The sequence below is a fragment of the Pelagibacterium halotolerans B2 genome (assembly GCF_000230555.1).
Lineage (GTDB): Bacteria > Pseudomonadota > Alphaproteobacteria > Rhizobiales > Devosiaceae > Pelagibacterium > Pelagibacterium halotolerans.
Genome location: NC_016078.1, coordinates 1916031 through 1932519, shown reverse-complemented (window position 1 = coordinate 1932519; position 16489 = coordinate 1916031). Strand labels below are relative to the sequence as shown.

The 16489-nt window shown below is 61.7% G+C and carries 20 protein-coding genes; 12 read left to right on the top strand and 8 right to left on the bottom strand.

The features are described from left to right. Positions 1-10 precede the first annotated feature (10 nt). Complete coding sequence (greA, locus tag KKY_RS09485; protein WP_014131114.1) at positions 11-493, bottom strand: transcription elongation factor GreA; 483 nt, start codon at positions 491-493, stop codon at positions 11-13. A 91-nt stretch (positions 494-584) separates the two neighbouring features. After that, on the bottom strand, positions 585-872 hold the full coding sequence (locus KKY_RS09480) for a hypothetical protein (RefSeq protein ID WP_014131113.1): 288 nt from the start codon (positions 870-872) through the stop codon (positions 585-587). Between the two features lie 154 nt (positions 873-1026). Here KKY_RS09480 and KKY_RS09475 point away from each other — a divergent pair, with 154 nt between their 5' ends. From KKY_RS09475 to KKY_RS09455, 5 genes are all read left to right on the top strand, one after another. Further along, positions 1027-1509: a GNAT family N-acetyltransferase gene (locus KKY_RS09475; RefSeq protein ID WP_014131112.1), complete on the top strand. Its 483-nt coding sequence runs from the start codon at positions 1027-1029 to the stop codon at positions 1507-1509. Beyond that, positions 1506-2015, top strand: a complete 510-nt coding sequence (locus tag KKY_RS09470) for a dihydrofolate reductase (protein WP_014131111.1) — start codon at positions 1506-1508, stop codon at positions 2013-2015. Before KKY_RS09475 ends, KKY_RS09470 begins: the two co-directional genes overlap by 4 nt. A 155-nt stretch (positions 2016-2170) precedes the next feature. Next, positions 2171-3277, top strand: coding sequence for an FtsH protease activity modulator HflK (gene hflK / locus KKY_RS09465; RefSeq protein WP_014131110.1), 1107 nt, complete (start codon positions 2171-2173; stop codon positions 3275-3277). Then, entirely contained in the window at positions 3277-4413 is a 1137-nt protein-coding gene (gene hflC / locus KKY_RS09460) for a protease modulator HflC (RefSeq protein ID WP_014131109.1), read from the top strand. Before hflK ends, hflC begins: the two co-directional genes overlap by 1 nt. A 69-nt stretch (positions 4414-4482) precedes the next feature. Beyond that, positions 4483-4668, top strand: a complete 186-nt coding sequence (locus tag KKY_RS09455) for a DUF2065 domain-containing protein (RefSeq protein WP_014131108.1) — start codon at positions 4483-4485, stop codon at positions 4666-4668. Between the two features lie 82 nt (positions 4669-4750). Here KKY_RS09455 and KKY_RS09450 read toward each other — a convergent pair whose 3' ends face one another. The 3 genes from KKY_RS09450 to serB are packed head-to-tail and all read right to left on the bottom strand — an operon-like array spanning position 4751 to position 6633. After that, positions 4751-5149 (bottom strand): GFA family protein, encoded by a 399-nt coding sequence (locus tag KKY_RS09450; protein ID WP_014131107.1) that lies wholly within the window; start codon positions 5147-5149, stop codon positions 4751-4753. Between the two features lie 57 nt (positions 5150-5206). Then, a complete protein-coding gene (locus KKY_RS09445; RefSeq protein WP_014131106.1) occupies positions 5207-5761 on the bottom strand; it encodes a GNAT family N-acetyltransferase in 555 nt (184 codons plus the stop codon). Then, positions 5758-6633, bottom strand: a complete 876-nt coding sequence (gene serB, locus KKY_RS09440) for a phosphoserine phosphatase SerB (RefSeq protein WP_014131105.1) — start codon at positions 6631-6633, stop codon at positions 5758-5760. Before serB ends, KKY_RS09445 begins: the two co-directional genes overlap by 4 nt. 10 nt (positions 6634-6643) lie before the next feature. On the opposite strand from serB, the gene miaA reads away from it, so the two are divergent. Next, positions 6644-7540 (top strand): tRNA (adenosine(37)-N6)-dimethylallyltransferase MiaA, encoded by an 897-nt coding sequence (miaA, locus tag KKY_RS09435; RefSeq protein ID WP_014131104.1) that lies wholly within the window; start codon positions 6644-6646, stop codon positions 7538-7540. On the opposite strand, the gene KKY_RS09430 is transcribed toward miaA, so the two are convergent. Together KKY_RS09430 and KKY_RS09425 are read right to left on the bottom strand one after the other, a co-directional pair. Next, the gene (locus KKY_RS09430) at positions 7537-8487 is read right to left on the bottom strand and encodes a calcium/sodium antiporter (protein ID WP_014131103.1); all 951 of its coding nucleotides are present in this window, start codon (positions 8485-8487) and stop codon (positions 7537-7539) included. The two genes, miaA and KKY_RS09430, sit on opposite strands and share 4 nt — an antisense overlap. A gap of 17 nt (positions 8488-8504) precedes the next feature. Beyond that, positions 8505-8981 carry a YbaK/EbsC family protein gene (locus tag KKY_RS09425; RefSeq protein WP_014131102.1) on the bottom strand — a complete coding sequence of 159 codons (477 nt, stop codon included), beginning with the start codon at positions 8979-8981 and terminating at the stop codon, positions 8505-8507. Positions 8982-9095: 114 nt separating this feature from the next. On the opposite strand from KKY_RS09425, the gene KKY_RS09420 reads away from it, so the two are divergent. The 4 genes from KKY_RS09420 to KKY_RS09405 are packed head-to-tail and all read left to right on the top strand — an operon-like array spanning position 9096 to position 12035. After that, a complete protein-coding gene (locus tag KKY_RS09420) occupies positions 9096-9665 on the top strand; it encodes a DJ-1/PfpI family protein (protein ID WP_014131101.1) in 570 nt (189 codons plus the stop codon). A 54-nt stretch (positions 9666-9719) separates the two neighbouring features. Further along, positions 9720-10319, top strand: coding sequence for a bifunctional nicotinamidase/pyrazinamidase (gene pncA, locus KKY_RS09415; protein ID WP_014131100.1), 600 nt, complete (start codon positions 9720-9722; stop codon positions 10317-10319). Beyond that, entirely contained in the window at positions 10316-11629 is a 1314-nt protein-coding gene (gene pncB / locus KKY_RS09410) for a nicotinate phosphoribosyltransferase (protein ID WP_014131099.1), read from the top strand. Before pncA ends, pncB begins: the two co-directional genes overlap by 4 nt. A 16-nt stretch (positions 11630-11645) precedes the next feature. Further along, positions 11646-12035 carry a VOC family protein gene (locus tag KKY_RS09405; protein ID WP_014131098.1) on the top strand — a complete coding sequence of 130 codons (390 nt, stop codon included), beginning with the start codon at positions 11646-11648 and terminating at the stop codon, positions 12033-12035. A 304-nt stretch (positions 12036-12339) separates the two neighbouring features. Here the strand turns inward: KKY_RS09405 and KKY_RS09400 are convergent, their stop codons facing one another. Then, the gene (locus KKY_RS09400; protein WP_202945643.1) at positions 12340-13743 is read right to left on the bottom strand and encodes an MATE family efflux transporter; all 1404 of its coding nucleotides are present in this window, start codon (positions 13741-13743) and stop codon (positions 12340-12342) included. A 318-nt stretch (positions 13744-14061) separates the two neighbouring features. On the opposite strand from KKY_RS09400, the gene KKY_RS09395 reads away from it, so the two are divergent. Beyond that, on the top strand, positions 14062-14331 hold the full coding sequence (locus tag KKY_RS09395) for a glycine zipper domain-containing protein (protein ID WP_014131096.1): 270 nt from the start codon (positions 14062-14064) through the stop codon (positions 14329-14331). 295 nt (positions 14332-14626) lie between these two features. After that, positions 14627-16396, top strand: a complete 1770-nt coding sequence (locus KKY_RS09390; RefSeq protein WP_014131095.1) for an acetolactate synthase 3 large subunit — start codon at positions 14627-14629, stop codon at positions 16394-16396. The last annotated feature ends 93 nt before the right edge of the window (positions 16397-16489 follow it).

The window sequence follows — 16489 nt, the reverse complement described above, 5'->3', positions numbered from 1 at the left end:
GTTCATGGCCCTATGAAATATCGATGATCTCGATTTCCCTGTCGCCGAGATTGGCGACGTCGCCGATGGTTTTGCCCATGAGGGCGCGGGCAAGGGGAGATACATAGGAAATCGATCCGGCTTTTGGATCGGCTTCGTCTTCGCCCACCAGGCGATATTTCTGTATCCGGCCATCGTCGCGGCTGAAGGTGACCGTGCTTCCGAAAGCGACGGTGTCGGTTTGCGCCGGCGCGGGGACGAGTTGGGCGGTTCGCACGCGCTGGGCGAAATAGCGCAGATCGCGCAACGGGCCGGCTGCCTCGCGCCGGCGGTCGTTTACATCCTCAATGGCGCCGGCTGCGTCATAGGCCTGGCGAGCGGCTTCGAGCTGGTCGTGAAGGGCTTTGAGCCCTGCCTCGGTCACAAGGTTGGGCTCGGGCGAAATCGGCCGATCGGGCAGCAGGGTTTCCGCTGCCGTTTCCGCACTTTCTTCCTTGGTGAACGCGACACTCACTCTGGTCAACTCCCATTGGCCCGCGCAGCGGGCGGGCAACACCGGTTATCTGGTGTGCGATAGCGCAGGTTAAAAGGGCCGTACACCCAAATCAGGGGTCGGCCACTCCCGCATCGTCGAGCGTGCGGGAGGGAGAGTCCGGGGCCGCCTGGGTGGGCTCGTTCGTCAGTTCGCCGCCATCGGGCACGGCCACACCCTCGCTGGTGACCGCCGGGTCGCCGATTTCTGCAGGATTGGTCGCGCGCTCGGGTTCGCTGGCCGCGAAAAACACGAGAAACCCGACGTAAAGAAGGGCCAGAATGGCAAGAATGCCCAGAACGCCCATGGCGAGATTGCGTACGGGCGCTCCGCGCGCGGGTCCGGATTGCGGGTCGGTCATTTCGCTATTCCCTGATGCATGTGATTTAACGGTTGCGGAGGGTCCCGGGTTCCTGCGCCAAACTATGTGAAGACCTGTGATGCGGGCGAGAAGGTTGCCGGGCGATCTGGAATCGCGCCATGTGAAGGCGTTTGAGACAGCTAAGGCAGGCCCAATGGAACTGTGCATTCGGAAGGCGGTTGCGGCTGACGCAAACCTGATCCGCGGTTTTGTCGGAAAGCTCGCGGAATACGAAAAGCTCAGCCACGAGGTGGAAGCGACAGCCGAGCAATTGGGCGCGCAATTGTTCGGGGAAAGCCCGAAGGTCTTTTGCGAGATTGCCGAACTGGGGGGCGAGCCCGTTGGGTTTGCGCTTTGGTTTTATACGTTTTCGACCTTTCAGGGGCGGCACGGGATCTGGCTCGAGGATCTTTTCGTGGAGCCCGAGGCACGCGGCAAGGGCATCGGCAAGGCGCTCCTTGCTGCTTTGGCCCGACGCTGCGTCGATGAAGGACTGGGCCGGTTCGAGTGGTGGGTGCTCGACTGGAACGAACCATCGATCGAATTTTACAAGTCGCAGGGCGCGGTGATGCAGGACGAATGGACGGTGTGCCGGGTGAGCGGGGCGGACCTTGTGGCACTGGCGGGCAAGCCATGAGCGCCGTGATTGCGATGATCGCTGCGGTGGGGCGCAATGGGGCCATCGGGGCGGGCGGCGATCTGCCCTGGAGATTGCCGACCGACTTTGCGTTCTACAAACGAACGACGATGGGCAAGCCGCTGATAATGGGGCGCAAGACGTTCGAGAGCATCGGCAAGCCCTTGGCGGGACGGACAAATATCGTGGTGACGCGCAGCGCCGATTTTGCGGCCGAGGGTGTCGAGGTGTTCGGCGATTTGGCAGCGGCGATTGCGCGGGGGCGCGAGATTGCCGGACGGGACGGGGTGGACGAGGTGTTCATCAATGGGGGCGGGGAGATCTATCGCGCCGCCATGCCTCTGGCGGAGCGGCTCTATATCACGCATGTGGACGCCGCGCCGGACGGCGATACGTATTTTCCGCAGATCGATCCGGCGGTCTGGGCCGGCACGGTGCTGTCCGAAATCGTGCCCGGAGAAAAGGACAGCGCAGGCTTTGCCATTACTGTGTATGAGCGCCGCTAGGGGGGCAGGCACGTTCACGACGCGGTCAAAATCGCGTTTACCATGGCTCAAGGTGCTTAGTGCCGCACCCGGTTTCCATTGATCGGGGAGCCAGGCTTGCCTATATAAAACATCAATAAGCAAAAGCACTTTCACGACAAACCGAAAGGGACGAAATGCCGTGGGAAGACAATAGGGGCGGCCGCCGAAGCCGCAGCGGTGGTCCGTGGGGCCAGGCGCCGGGCGGAGGAGGCGGTGGCAATGGGCCGCGTCGTCCCAGCGGGGGAAACACTCCAAACCTCGAGGATATTCTCGCACGCGGCCGGCAGCAGTTCGGCGGCGGGGGCAACATCCCGGGCGGCAGCCGGTGGCTGGTGGTCGGTGTGGTTGCGGCTGCGCTGGTGTTCTGGGGCAGCCAATCGATTTATACGGTCGCGCCCAACGAAGTGGGCGTCGAGCTCTTGTTCGGGCAGCCCAAGGACGAATTTTCCAATCCGGGTCTTCATTTCCATTGGTGGCCCATCGAGCGCGTCGAGCGCGCGTCCACGACGGAAAACCAGACCCGCGTGGGCACGGGAACGAGCAGTTCCAGCGACAGCGGGCTGATGCTTTCGGGCGATCAGAACATCGTCAACATGAGCTTTTCAATTCTGTGGCGCATCGCCGATCCCCGGCTTTATCTGTTCGAGGTCCGCGACCCCGACGAAATGGTCCGCCAGGCGGCAGAAAGCGCGATGCGCGAAGTGGTCGGGCGCCGCACGGCGCAGGACGTGTTCCGTGACGATCGTACCGGGATCGCGCTCGAAGTGCAGCAGATCACCCAGACCATTCTCGACAGCTATGGCGTTGGCGTGACGATCTCCAACATCTCGATCGAAAACGTGGCGCCGCCGGCCGAAGTGGCCGATGCGTTCGACGAAGTGCAGCGTGCCTTGCAGGACGAAGATCGCTTCCAGGAAGAGGCGCGGCAATATGCCAACACCCTTCTGGGTAGTGCGCGTGGTCAGGCCGCCGCGATCCGCGAAGAGGCCGCGGCCTATCGCGACCGGGTGGTCAATGAGGCCGAAGGTCAGGCGGCACGCTTCGTTGCCGTTTACAACGAATACCGCAATGCGCCCGAAGTCACCCGTCAGCGTATCTTCCTTGAAATGATGGAAGAGGTGTTGGGCGGAACCGAGAAGGTGTTGCTCGAGGGTGGAGAAGGTTCGGGGGTCATCCCCTATCTGCCGCTGCCCGAGCTGCGAAGCAGCGGGTCGACCCTCCAGAGCGGAGGTAACCAGTAATGAACCGGCTCGTTATAGCAATCGTCGCACTGGTCATTGCCGTCTATGTGCTGTTTTCATCCCTGTTCATCGTCAATGAGCGCGAACAGGCAATCGTGATGCGCTTTGGCGAAATCACACGCGAAATCCAGGAGCCGGGGATCTATTTCAAGGTTCCGACCGATTTCGTGGAAACCGTTCAATATATCGACAAGCGCTTGCTGCGCTACGATCTCGAACGCATCCGCCTGCAGGTTTCGGGCGGTCAATTCTATATCGTGGACGCGTTCATCACCTATCGTATCGTCGATCCCATCCGGTTCCGCCAATCGGTGCTCGGCAGCCTACAGCTTGCCGAACAGCGTATCGCGACCCGCCTGGAATCGGCCCTGCGTGCGGTCTATGGCTTGCGCGAATTCGATGCGGCGCTGTCCGAACAGCGTTCGGAAATGATGCGCGAGGCCAGCGATCTGGTGGCGACCGACATGACCGAACTGGGCATAGAGGTCGTTGACGTCCGCGTTCTGGTCACCGACCTGACGCCGGAAGTTTCCCAGCAGACCTATGAGCGCATGCAGGCCGAGCGTAATGCGGAAGCCGCGCTGATCCGCGCTCGTGGTCAGGAACAGGCGCAAATCCTGCGCGCCATCGCCGACCGTCAGGCCGTCGAGGTGGTTTCGGCCGCCAACCGTGACAGCGAAATCATTCGCGGTGAAGGTGACGCCGAGCAGAACCGTCTGTTTGCCGAGGCCTATTCGCAGGATCAGTCGTTCTTCGAGTTCTATCGCTCGATGGAGGCCTATCGCAACGCTCTGGCCGACGGAAACACTACCATGGTGCTTTCGCCCGACTCGGCGTTCTTCAACTATTTCGGTTCGAACGGCGCATTGCCCGACTTCCCGGCACCGACGGCAACGCCGATCGATATCGGGGTGGAAGGGCCGAGCGAAGAGCCTATCGATTCCACAGCGATCGATGACCTTCTGGCCACCGATTCGCTGGTATCGGGAGAAGGGGCCGACGACCTCGAGCAGAATGTCCAGAATCTCGAAGAGCTGATCGAGACCGAGAATCTGGGCAGCGAAGTGCTTCCCGAAGAAACGGCACCTGCCGAACCTGCGCCGGCAGGTGGTGCAGAGCCCGCTCCCGCTCAATAAGAGCGTGGCTGCAATTGCTAAAAGAGGCGCACCTTGGGTGCGCCTCTTTTTCTTTGAGGAGAATTCAAAATGACAGATCTTCTTGCCGCTCTGGGGCTGGCCTTTGTTATCGAGGGGTTGCTTTACGCTGCATTTCCCGAGCAGATGAAAAGGATGGTGGCCCAGATGATCGCGCTGCCGAGCCAGCAATTGCGCATGGCGGCGCTTGGAATGGCAGCGGCGGGCCTGGTTGTGCTCGCGGTCGTGCGGTTCTAGACCTTTGTTTTGTCGCGTGTCCGAACCGCAAAACCGTTTCCACTTTTGCTGGACACGCTCTAATCAGCAACGAGCCTGAGGACTACCATTGGTTTCGTCCATCGACGCGTTCGATGGGCAGGGCTTCGACATCGAAATCGTCCAGCACCCAGAGATTGATCGAGATACGGCGTTTTTTGGGATCGAAGCTCGCTTCTGCGGCTTCCCAGTCCCCTTCGGCAAAGCTCGAATAATCGGGATTGTCCGAGAAGGTCGCGCAGCCGCAGGTGGGGCAGAAATAGTGCCGGTTCTCGGGTGTGGTCGGGGAATATTGCGCCGCGTTGCGGATCGGAGTGGTCAGGTGGAACTGGTCGGGCTCGCAATAGGCCCATAAGGCGCCCTTCTTGGTGCAAAAGGTGCAGTTGCAGCGCGTGGCGGTTTGCGGGGTGACGTCGATCTCGAACCTGGTGGCGCCGCAATGGCAGCTTCCGGTGATGGGCATGGCTGGTGTCCCTGTCTGTTTCAGGGGCACGCTATAAAGGTGCCATGACAGGACGTGTCAGGAGAGGCGGGGGTTTGTGACCCTGTAAAGCACGTGCCGGTGCAGGGGGTGGTCGGGTGCGATGCGCGGGTGTTCATAATCGTCGGAAGGGTCGCGCCGCATGCCGATCTTTCCCATCACCCGCTGGGAAGGGGTGTTGATGGCGGCGGTGAAGGCCACGATTTGGGGCAGGCCCAGTTCGGCGAAGGCATAGTCGCGCCAGCGGGCGGCACCTTCGGGCGCGAGACCCTGACCCCAGAAGCGATGATGGATGACCCAGCCGATTTCGATATCGGGGTGGGAGGGAATGACATCGCGGATGATGTCGGGCACCTTGCCGATGCCGATCAGGCCCACAAGTTCGCCAGTCTGCCGGAATTCGGCGGCCATCATTCCGAAGCCGTTGGCCGCATATTTTTCCATGTGGCCAAGCAGGTCGGTCTCGGCCTGCTCGGCGGTCATGCAGGCGGGAAAGAAGCGGCGCACAAGGGGATCGCCCTGGAGGGCGGCATAGGCGCCGAGGTCGGATTTTTGCCATGGCCTGAGGATCAGGCGTTCGGTTTCGAGCTTCATCTGACGATATCGTCGTCGGAATAGCCCTGGAGGTAGAGCAGGGCCGTGAGGTCGGAATGATCGATGCGAACCGCGGCCTGTTCGGCAACGATGGGCTTGGCGTGGATGGCAACGCCGAGCCCGGCGGCCTGAAGCATGTCGAGATCGTTGGCGCCATCGCCCACGGCCATGGTTTGGGCAATCGACAGCCCCTTTTCGCCGGCCAAAGCCATGAGGCGATTGCGCTTGGTGGTCTTATCGACGATGGGCTTTTCGACGGTGCCGGTGAGGCGGTCGTCCGAGTCAAATTGCAGGATATTTGCGATGGCCTCGTCAAAACCGATGCGTTTGGCGAAATAATCGGCAAAGAGGGTGAAGCCCCCCGAGACCAGCGCGGTATAGGCGCCATGGGTTTTCATGGTCTGGATCAGCGCGCGTCCGCCCGGAGCGAGGGTGATGCGTTCGCGGCGGATGTCCTCCACCAGCTTGCGTTCGAGGCCCTTGAGGAGTGCGACACGGGTATCGAGGGCAGCTTCGAAATCGAGCTCGCCGCGCATGGCGCGTTCGGTGATTTCGGCAACCTGGGGTTTGAGACCCAGCGCATCGGCCAACTCGTCGATGCATTCCTGCTCGATCATCGTGGAATCCATGTCGGCGACGAGCAATTGCTTGCGCCGGTTGGCGAGCGCGACGAGCGCTGCGTCGATGGGCTGGGAGTCGATGATTTCGCGGGCCATCACAACCGGATCTGCGGCCTTGGGCGCGATGATCTCACAGGCTATGCCTTGCGCGAGCCAGTTGATTTCGCCATGGGTTTCACGCTGGACCGTTTCGACCAGAGCGTTGGACAGGACCGGCTCATTGGGATTGGCGATCAGGACGAGAACTGACATAGGCACGACCATGGCAAGGGATGGAGCAAAGCGCGCGGTTTTGATAGCCGGTCCGACCGCCAGCGGCAAGACGGCGCTGGCCATCGAACGGGCGCGCAAAAGCGGCGCGCGGATCGTCAATGCGGACTCCATGCAGGTCTATGGCGTGCTCGACCGGCTGACGGCGCGGCCCAACCCAGACGAGCTGGCGCAGGCGCGTCACGAAATGTTCGGGCATGTCGATCCTTCGATGCGCTATTCCACCGGTGCGTGGCTGGCCGATGCTCACAAACAGATTCAAGAGGCTGAGAAAGAGAATCAGGAGCTGATTTTCGTCGGCGGAACAGGGCTTTATTTCGATGCGCTCTTAAATGGATTCGCGCAGGTGCCGGCTATCGATCCCGGTTTCGTCGCGCAAGCTGAGAAACTGATTCAAGACCGTGATGAAGCCGGGCGGATGGCGCTGCTGGCCGAACGGGACCCGGAGACGGCCGGCCGGCTCAAGGTTGCCGATCCGCAGCGGGTGGTGCGGGCGCTTTCGGTTCTGATGGCCACGGGTAAGTCGCTGAGCGCGTTTCAGGGCGCCAACGGGCCGGGGCTGCTTGATGGCTATGCGCTCGAAAAGATCGTGCTGATGCCCGAGCGGGGCCTGTTGCGGCGGCGGATCGGTGAGCGGTTCGAGGCGATGATGGAGGCGGGGGCGGTCGGCGAGGTCGAGACGCTCTTGGCGCGCGATCTCGATCCGTCATTACCGGCGATGAAGGCGATCGGGGTGGGCGAAATCGCGGCCATGCTGGGCGGGGAGATGGGCCGGGAGGAGGCGGTCGAAAAAGCGGTGACTGCCACACGGCAATATGCCAAGCGGCAATCGACATGGTTCCGCAACCGGTTCGGATACTGGAGTTTTGTCGATCCGTTTGCCGGTTAGCCAATAGCTCCGAGTGCGAGCCAGCCGATATAGCCTGCATAGAGCGCCAGGAGCACGCCGCCTTCCCAGCGCACGATTTCGCGTTGGGTGTAGGAAAAGCCGAGCAGGAGGGCGGTGGCGCCGAGCATGACCCAGATGTCGAGTTGGATGATCTCGCCGGGAACGGGGATAGGCTGGATCAGGGCCGTGATCCCCAAAATCGAGAAGATGTTGAAATTGTGGGAGCCGATGATGTTGCCCAGCGCCAGATCGGTGTGGCGGCGGATCGCGGCGATGACCGAGGTCACCAGTTCGGGCAAAGAGGTGCCCACGGCAACCACGGTCAGCCCGATGATCGTTTCCGACACGCCGAGGGCCGTGGCGATCTCGACGGCGCTGGACACCAGCAGGCGCGCGCCGAGCACCGTGAGGGCGAGGCCGCCGATGACGAACAGGATTGAGACAGGAACCGGTTGTTTGCCGCCCGTCGCTTCGATTTCCGCTGCCAAGCCGGCCGATGCCTGTGATTTGCGATCGGCGAAATAGGAATAGATCACATAGGCGATCAGAAGGGCGACGAGGACCAGCCCGGCGATGCGTCCCAACGCGCCGATCAGGACGATGGCCAATGCGGCCAGAGAAGCGATAACCAGGACCGCGCCGTCGCGGCGGAGCACGGCCTTGTCCACGGCGATGGGATAGATGAGTGCGGTGATGCCAAGGATCAGCAGGATATTGGCGATGTTGGAGCCGACCACATTGCCCACGGCAATGCCGGGCGCCCCGTCGAGGGCGGCTTGAACCGAGGTCACGAGTTCGGGCAGCGAGGTGCCGAAGCCGACCAGTGTCAACCCGATCAGCAGCGAGGACATGCCAAGTTTTTCTGCGATGGCCACGGAGCCGCGCACGAAGCCTTCGCCGCCTGCCACGAGCAGAATGAGGCCGACGATAAGCAGGAGATAGACCATTTAGGGGCTCCGGGGAGTCAGGTGACGGTGATGCGGGGTGCGCCGGTGACGCGGGCGAGATCGTCCGGTGCGATTTCAAATACCGAGCGCGCGTTTCCGGCTGCGGCCCAGACGGTTTGGAACGCGAAGAGATCGGTGTCCATATAAATCGGAATGGATTTGAGCTGTCCCAGCGGCGAAACGCCGCCGATGGCAAAGCCGGTGGTTTCGCGCACAAGATCGGCATCGGCGCGACCCAGCTTCTGGCCGATCTGGCGTCCGGTGCGTTTTTCGTGAACGCGGTTGGCGCCCGAGACCAGCACCATGATGGGTTCGCCGGTTTGCTCGCCGACAAAGATCAGCGATTTGACGATGCGGCCAATTTCGACGCCGAGGGCTTCGGCGGCCATGCTGGCGGTGGTCGCGAGTTGATCGAGCACGACGATAGTGCCGGGCAGCTCGTGGCGGGCAATGTCGGCGGCGACGCGGAGTTCGGATTGGCGCAGGTCTGTCATGGGGCGAAGGGAGCCCGATCGCATCGCTGGCGTCAAGCGAGAACGTGCTGACATGGTCTGTCACTGTCAGCAGCCAGAATAGTGATCGATGAAATCGCAACGCGGGAGAGATGGATGGAAACGATCACCATTGTGCTGACCGAGGGATATTCCGACTGGGAGATCGGGGTGTTGGCGGGAACCGGGCGAGCCTATTACGGCGCCGAGATTGGATTTGTCTCTGCGGACGGAGGGCCGGTGACGGCAGTTTCCGGGCTCAAGACAGAAGCGCTTGAGCGGTTTTCGGCACCGAAGGGTGGCGTGGTCGTGGTTTGCGGTGGCCCCGCGTTTGAGAGTGATACGCCGCCCGAGATCGAAGGACGATTGAAACAAGCTCACGAGAACGGGTGCGTGATCGCGGGGATTTGCGGCGCAACATTGGCGCTGGCGCGGGCGGGGTTGCTCGATGATGTCGCGCATACCTCCAACGGACTGGACTATCTGCGGGCGGTCGGGGGCTATCGCGGCGCGGCGCATTACCGCGACCAGCCCCAGGCCGTTCGGGACGGGCGGATCATCACGGCACCAGCGCCCGCTCCGGCGAGCTTTGCGTTCGAGGTGCTGATGGCGGCGGGCGTTGAGGGGGAGGCGGCCCAGGCGATCATGGGCATGCTGTCGCGGGAGCATGCGCGCATGGGGAGTTGACGCGGCGCGCATGGCTTGCAGTAGTGCGCGTGATTTTGATTTGGGGAGGCGCCCATGGCCACAAAAGCGTTGATCGTCATCGATGTGCAGAACGATTTCTGCCCAGGAGGGGCGTTGGCGGTGGATGAGGGCGACCGGGTGGTGCCGGTCATCAACCAGCTCATGGGGCAGTTCGACCATGTCATCCTGACCCAGGACTGGCACACGGCGGACCATTCGAGCTTTGCCTCCCAACACCCCGGCAAGGCGCCGTTCGATGATATCGAAATGGCGTATGGCAGCCAGCGGCTATGGCCGGATCATTGCATCCAGGGCAGCCATGGCGCCGATTTCCATCCCGAATTGAACCTGGTGCCCGCTGAATTGGTGATCCGCAAAGGGTTTCGGACACCGATCGATTCCTATTCGGCGTTTTTCGAGAACGATCACACGACGCCAACCGGGCTGACGGGGTATCTGCGCGAGCGGGGGCTGAGTGAGCTTACGTTCGTTGGGCTGGCCACCGATTTCTGCGTCGCCTATTCGGCGCTCGACGCTGTGGGGCAGGGGTTTTCGGCGCGGGTGATGCTGGAGGCTTGCCGGGGGATCGACCTGATGGGATCGATGGAGACGATGATCGGGAAGATGAAGGCCGACGGGGTGGACGTGATTTGAGCTCGTCGTCCAAGACCGACATCGCGCGGCGCGTTTTCAACCATACGTTCAAGCTCGACCCGATCATCCGTTCGCTGCTCGATACCGATTTTTACAAGCTGTTGATGCTGCAGATGATCTGGGGGCTGTATCGGGACGTCGATGCGACGTTCTCGCTGACCAACCGCACGACAAGCGTGCGGCTGGCCGACGAGGTCGATATCGACGCATTGCGCGAACAGCTCGACCATGCGCGCACGCTAAGGTTCACGAAAAAGGAAATGATCTGGCTGGCCGGTAACAGCTTTTACGGCACCAAGCAGATCTTTTCGCCCGAGTTTCTGGCGTGGCTGGAAAATTTCCAATTGCCCGATTATGAGCTCAGCGAGCGCGACGGACAGTTCGAGCTGCATTTTCCCGGGAAGTGGGTCGAAACGACCATGTGGGAAATTCCGGCGCTGGCCATCATCAACGAATTGCGGTCGCGGCACGCCATGCGGGGCATGGGGCGGTTTGCGCTCGATGTGCTCTATGCCCGGGCCAAGGCCAAGACCTGGGAGAAGGTCGAGCGGCTGAAAAAGCTGCCCGACCTGAGGATCTCCGATTTCGGCACGCGGCGGCGGCACTCCTTCCTATGGCAGCGCTGGTGCGTCGAGGCCCTCAAGGAAGGGCTGGGGGAGGCGCTGACGGGCACGTCGAACGTGCTTTTGGCCATGGACACCGATCTCGAGGCCCTGGGAACCAACGCGCATGAGTTGCCCATGGTGGCGGCGGCGCTGGCCGATGGCGATGGGGCACTCAGGCAGACGCCCTATCAGGTGCTCGACGACTGGCAGAGCTATTACGGTGGCAATCTGCTGATCGTTCTGCCCGATGCGTTCGGGACGGCATCGTTTCTCGAAAATGCGCCGGACTGGGTGGCCGACTGGACGGGTTTCCGGCCCGACAGCGCGCCGGCCATCGAAGGCGGGGAGAAAATCATCGAATGGTGGAAGGCCCATGGGCGCGATCCGAAAGAGAAGCTGCTGATCTTCTCCGATGGGCTCGATATCGAAACCATCGAGGCGGCCTACAGGCATTTCGACGGCAAGGTGCGGATGAGTTTTGGCTGGGGCACCAACCTCACCAATGATTTTGCCGGAACGGCACCGATGCATACCCCCCAGCTCAAGCCGATCTCGCTGGTCATCAAGGTGTCGAGCGCCAATGGGCGCCCTGCGGTGAAACTCTCGGACAATCCGGCCAAGGCGGTGGGTGATGCACAAGAGATCGCGCGCTATCTGCGGGTGTTCGGGGATGCCGAGATGGAAGAGCAGGCGGTGGTGGTTTAGATTCAGGAGCTGACGCGTGCGCTTTATCAATCCCATACCGTTCGTTCGCGATATCGAACTGTCCAAGGCGTTTTATCAGGAGCGGCTTGGGCTCACGATTGCCCACGATCTGGGAAATTTCGTCCTGTTCGAGACCGGGTTTGCCATTCATGAGGGAAGCTCGCTGCAGCGGTCCGTGTGGAAGGAGGTTCGGGAGGGCGATGCGCCCTACGGGCAGAAAAACCTGCTGCTGTACTTCGAGCATGACGATGTCGACGCGGCCTTTGCCAGTATCGCGCCGCATGTCGATCTGATTCACCCGATCGAGCGACAGGACTGGGGGCAGCGCGTTTTCCGTTTCTACGATCCGGACCGGCACGCCATCGAAGTCGGCGAGCCGCTGGACCTCGGAACATCCGGTGATTAGGCAGCAACCGCCCTCGCTCTGGCTGGCGGCAATGGCGATAGAGACTGGCCGGCGCCTGGGGTGGCAGGTGTTAAAACGCCTGCGGCGCTGACGCATGCTTAAGCATAGGGGGCGAAGCGGGAGGCCTGTGAGCGGGACGGACCGGCATGTTTATCGCTTGAAGCCGCGAGCACGACCGCGCTGATGGCGCTGGCCGATGGCCGCCTCTACAGCGCCAAGGCGGCCGGGCGCGATTGTTACGTGACAGCCGAGGGAGCGGCGGGCCGGGTTGAGGCATTGCTGAACTGACGGGGGGCGGCCCTGGTCAAGCCGCTGCCACCATTCTGCGCCTGTCGATGAGACCGAGCCTGTCGCGCATGGCGAAGCGGGCGGTGAGGACAATTGCGCAGAAAGCAAGACCGGCGGCGAGGCCGAGCCAGATGCCGATGCCGGCGAGGCGGTCGGGGGATCCCAAAAACCAGGCGACGGGCATGCCGACACACCAATAGCCGAACAGGGCGATGAACATGGGGATCTTTGTGTCGTTCAACCCGCGCAGGATATGAACGGCGACCACCTGTGCGCCATCGGCGATCTGGAAAAGACCGGCAATGGCAAGAAATGTCGTGGCCATGGCGAGAGCGGCGAGGTTGCCCGGGTCGGCGGGATCGAGGAAGAGGCGGGTGAAGACCTGCGGCATTGTGAGAAACAGCACGCAGGCTATGACCATGAAGCCGGTCCCGATAATCATTGCGACCCAGCCCGCCTGGGCAATGCCGCGATCGCTGCCGGCGCCGAAGGCGAGGCCGACGCGCACCGTGGCGGCCATCGAGAGCCCGAGCGGCACCATGAAGGAGAATGAGGCGCACTGAAGAGCCACGGCGTGGGCGGCAAGCGCGTCGGTGCCGTGCCAGCCCATGAAGATGGCGGCGACAGCGAACATGCCGACTTCGGCCATCAGGGTCAGCCCGATGGGTGTGCCGATCCTGAAGATTTCCCAGAAGCGCGGCCAATCGGGCTTCCAGAACCGCACGAGGATGTGGAACCGGCGATATTTCCGATGGGTCAAGGCGTAGGCCAGAAGCAGGGCGAACATGACCAGATTGGTCACAACGGTGGCGATGGCAGCGCCCTGCAGTTCAAGCCGCGGGAAGCCGAAATTGCCGAAGATCAGCGCATAGTTGGCGCCGGCGTTCACGAACACTCCGGCGATCGTCACATAAAGGATGACCTGGGTCGAACCGAGGGCCGACAGGAACGAGCGGATGGCGAAAAGCCCGAGGCCGGGGAAAAGGACCAGAACGGCGATATGCATGTACTGGCCGGCCATGCCGGCGAGTTCGGGTTCCTGACCGGTGGCGAGCAGGATGTGCTCGATCTGCCAGATCAGCGGGAACAGCAGCAGCGCAACGACGATGGCGGCCCAAAAGCCCTGGCGCACGGTGCGGCGCACGTTCCTGATCTGGCGCGCGCCAAGCGCCTGGGCGGCGAGCGGGGCGACGGCGGATACGATGCCGCCGCCAAGCAGCAGGAAGGGAGTGAAAAACGATGTGGCAAGCGTGCCGGCGGCCAGATATTGGGGGCCGAGCCAGCCCATCATGACGACATCGGTGGTGAACAGCGCATTCTGGGCCACCTGCGCAACCACAAGGGGCCAGGCGAGCAAAAAAGTAGCGCGCAGTTCCGCAGCCCAGCCGGGCGCGGTCCGCGTCGTGTCGGTCATAGTCATTGTTCTGGCCTTCCCAAGCCGCTCCCAGCGCTGGATGGCGGTGGGTGAACAGAACCCGATACACGCGAATCGGGGTTTTGTCAGCGTGCTTTGCGGCAGCACGCGACCGGCCCCGGTCGCATGCGGCGGCGTGGCGGAGCGCGCTAAACCACTTGAAAAAAATCACAAAATGGAGAAAGTTAAGAAATTGTCGACGGCGTTCAGTTTCGCTTCAGGTTGAAAATTGTATGGCCAAGGGCCCCGCTCGCGGAACCAAAAGCGGCTAACCGCATTTAAGGGCGAGGGAACTCTAGAGTTAAAGTCGCAGGAGGCTTGGAAATGAAAAAAGCATTTATTATTGGCGTTGCCCTTACTTCTCTTATGGCCATTTCGGCCTGTACCCGCACCCAGGAAACAGCAGCCATCGGCGCTGGCGCTGGTGCTGTCATCGGTGGCGTGACCACCGGCAGCGTGCAGGGTGCCGTTGTTGGCGGCGTGGTCGGCGGTGTCGCCGGTGCGCTGGTTGGCCAGGTGGCCGGCGAGCCGAACCAGTGCTACTACCGCGCTTCGGACGGAACGCTTTACAAGGATGCCTGCCCGGCCAGCTAATCTGCCGCGCTATGGAAAAAAGGGCTCGTGCTTTCCCCGCACGGGCCTTTTTTGATTCCCGTGCATGGCTTTTTTGGCTTGACCGGCGCCGTACCGGGCAGTACCTATAGCGCCGAAATTTTGGAGAATTGACGTGCAGACGGCACTTATTCTTGTAGTAGGCAGGCGCATCGCAACATGAGGGCATAACCCTCGTGCGAATTGCGGTGCGCCGAACACAGGTCCCTCAGGGGGCCTTTTTTATTATCCAAATCCGGCTGCGGCGGGATGAAATTTGAAGCAGGGAGTGGCTGAAATGGCCGAACAGATGACCGGCGCGGAAATGGTTATCAGGGCGCTGACCGACAATGGAGTGGAGCATATTTTCGGCTATCCCGGCGGGGCGGCCCTGCCGATCTACGATGCAATGTTTCAGCAGGACAAGATCGAGCACATCCTCGTCCGGCACGAGCAGGGCGCGACCCACATGGCCGAGGGCTATGCGCGGTCGACCGGCAAATGCGGGGTCGTTCTTGTGACGTCAGGACCGGGGGCGACAAATGCCGTGACCGGGCTGACCGATGCGCTCATGGATTCGATCCCGCTTGTCTGCATCACCGCGCAGGTGCCCACAAACCTGATCGGGACAGACGGATTCCAGGAATGCGACACTGTCGGGATCACCCGCAGTTGCACCAAGCACAATTACCTGGTCAAGCGCGTCGAGGACCTGCCGCGCATCCTGCATGAAGCTTTTCTTATCGCCACAACGGGCCGGCCGGGGCCGGTGGTGATCGATATTCCCAAGGACATACAGTTCGCGCTGGGCGACTATTATACGCCCGATATCGAGAAGCTGCGCCACCAGAGCTACCGACCGCAAATGGACGGTGATCTGGCCGCCATCGAAGCCGCCGTCGATCTGATGCTGCGGGCGGAACGCCCGGTTTTCTACACCGGGGGCGGGGTCATCAATGCCGGACCCGAAGCATCCGAGCATTTGCGTGAACTGGCCGAACTGACGGGTTTTCCGGTGACTTCGACCCTGATGGGGCTGGGCGCGTTCCCGGCATCGAACCCGCAATGGCTGGGCATGCTGGGCATGCACGGAACCTATGAAGCCAATCTGGCGATGCATGAATGCGACGTGATGATCAATATCGGGGCGCGGTTCGATGACCGCATCACCGGGCGGATCGATGCGTTCTCACCGGGCAGCCGCAAGATTCATGTCGATATCGATCCCTCCTCGATCAACAAGGTGATCAATGTCGATATCCCGATCATCGGCGATTGCGCGCGGGTGCTCGCGGAAATGATCCGCATTTACCGCAGCAAGACCAATCAGCCGCGCACCGAGGCGATTGCGCCGTGGTGGAAGCAGATCGAGAAATGGCGCGCGGTCAATTCGCTGGGCTTTGAAAATTCCGACACGACGATCAAGCCGCAATACGCCATCCAGCGCCTTTATGAAGCGACCAAGGCACAGAGCAAGGAGGTGTTCATCACCACCGAGGTCGGGCAGCACCAGATGTGGGCGGCCCAGCACTTCCATTTCGACAAGCCCAATCGCTGGATGACATCGGGTGGGCTGGGGACCATGGGCTATGGTTTGCCCGCCGCGGTGGGTGTGCAGGTCGCGCATCGCGATGCGCTGGTTATCGATATTGCCGGCGAGGCGAGCGTGCAGATGACGATGCAGGAGGTTTCGACGGCGGTGCAGTATCGTCTGCCGGTCAAGATCTTCATCCTCAACAACGAGCGCATGGGCATGGTTCGCCAGTGGCAGGATCTGTTGCATGGATCTCGCTACGCGCATTCCTATTCGGAATCGCTTCCCGATTTCGTCAAGCTGGCCGAAGCCTATGGCGCCAAGGGCGTGCGTTGCGAAAATCCAGCGGAGCTCGATGCGGCGATTGCCGAGATGCTCGATTATGACGGGCCGGTCCTGTTCGACGTCATCGTCGAAAAGGACGAGAACTGCCTGCCCATGATCCCCTCGGGCAAGGCGCATAACGAGATCATTTTGTCCGACACCGCCAATATCGGCTCAATCATCGACGAAAAGGGGCGCCAACTGGTCTAGGCGGCGGCAACTCTACTCCGCCGGCCGTCTGGCGCGATCTTCTGCGCTTCCGGTGCTCACGTACTTTGCTGTACGCTCCGCTCCGGTTCTCGA

What these genes read in the sequence shown, in the direction of transcription:
- KKY_RS09430 (WP_014131103.1), bottom strand. Translation starts at nt 8,487, where the DNA reads ATGGTCTATCTCCTGCTTATCGTCGGCCTCATTCTGCTCGTGGCAGGC.
- hflC (WP_014131109.1), top strand. Translation starts at nt 3,277, where the DNA reads ATGAACCGGCTCGTTATAGCAATCGTCGCACTGGTCATTGCCGTCTAT.
- KKY_RS09480 (WP_014131113.1), bottom strand. Translation starts at nt 872, where the DNA reads ATGACCGACCCGCAATCCGGACCCGCGCGCGGAGCGCCCGTACGCAAT.
- hflK (WP_014131110.1), top strand. Translation starts at nt 2,171, where the DNA reads ATGCCGTGGGAAGACAATAGGGGCGGCCGCCGAAGCCGCAGCGGTGGT.
- serB (WP_014131105.1), bottom strand. Translation starts at nt 6,633, where the DNA reads ATGTCAGTTCTCGTCCTGATCGCCAATCCCAATGAGCCGGTCCTGTCC.
- KKY_RS09445 (WP_014131106.1), bottom strand. Translation starts at nt 5,761, where the DNA reads ATGAAGCTCGAAACCGAACGCCTGATCCTCAGGCCATGGCAAAAATCC.
- KKY_RS09390 (WP_014131095.1), top strand. Translation starts at nt 14,627, where the DNA reads ATGGCCGAACAGATGACCGGCGCGGAAATGGTTATCAGGGCGCTGACC.
- KKY_RS09425 (WP_014131102.1), bottom strand. Translation starts at nt 8,981, where the DNA reads ATGACAGACCTGCGCCAATCCGAACTCCGCGTCGCCGCCGACATTGCC.
- KKY_RS09450 (WP_014131107.1), bottom strand. Translation starts at nt 5,149, where the DNA reads ATGCCCATCACCGGAAGCTGCCATTGCGGCGCCACCAGGTTCGAGATC.
- KKY_RS09455 (WP_014131108.1), top strand. Translation starts at nt 4,483, where the DNA reads ATGACAGATCTTCTTGCCGCTCTGGGGCTGGCCTTTGTTATCGAGGGG.
- pncA (WP_014131100.1), top strand. Translation starts at nt 9,720, where the DNA reads ATGGCCACAAAAGCGTTGATCGTCATCGATGTGCAGAACGATTTCTGC.
- KKY_RS09395 (WP_014131096.1), top strand. Translation starts at nt 14,062, where the DNA reads ATGAAAAAAGCATTTATTATTGGCGTTGCCCTTACTTCTCTTATGGCC.
- KKY_RS09475 (WP_014131112.1), top strand. Translation starts at nt 1,027, where the DNA reads ATGGAACTGTGCATTCGGAAGGCGGTTGCGGCTGACGCAAACCTGATC.
- KKY_RS09420 (WP_014131101.1), top strand. Translation starts at nt 9,096, where the DNA reads ATGGAAACGATCACCATTGTGCTGACCGAGGGATATTCCGACTGGGAG.
- miaA (WP_014131104.1), top strand. Translation starts at nt 6,644, where the DNA reads ATGGCAAGGGATGGAGCAAAGCGCGCGGTTTTGATAGCCGGTCCGACC.
- KKY_RS09400 (WP_202945643.1), bottom strand. Translation starts at nt 13,743, where the DNA reads ATGACTATGACCGACACGACGCGGACCGCGCCCGGCTGGGCTGCGGAA.
- KKY_RS09470 (WP_014131111.1), top strand. Translation starts at nt 1,506, where the DNA reads ATGAGCGCCGTGATTGCGATGATCGCTGCGGTGGGGCGCAATGGGGCC.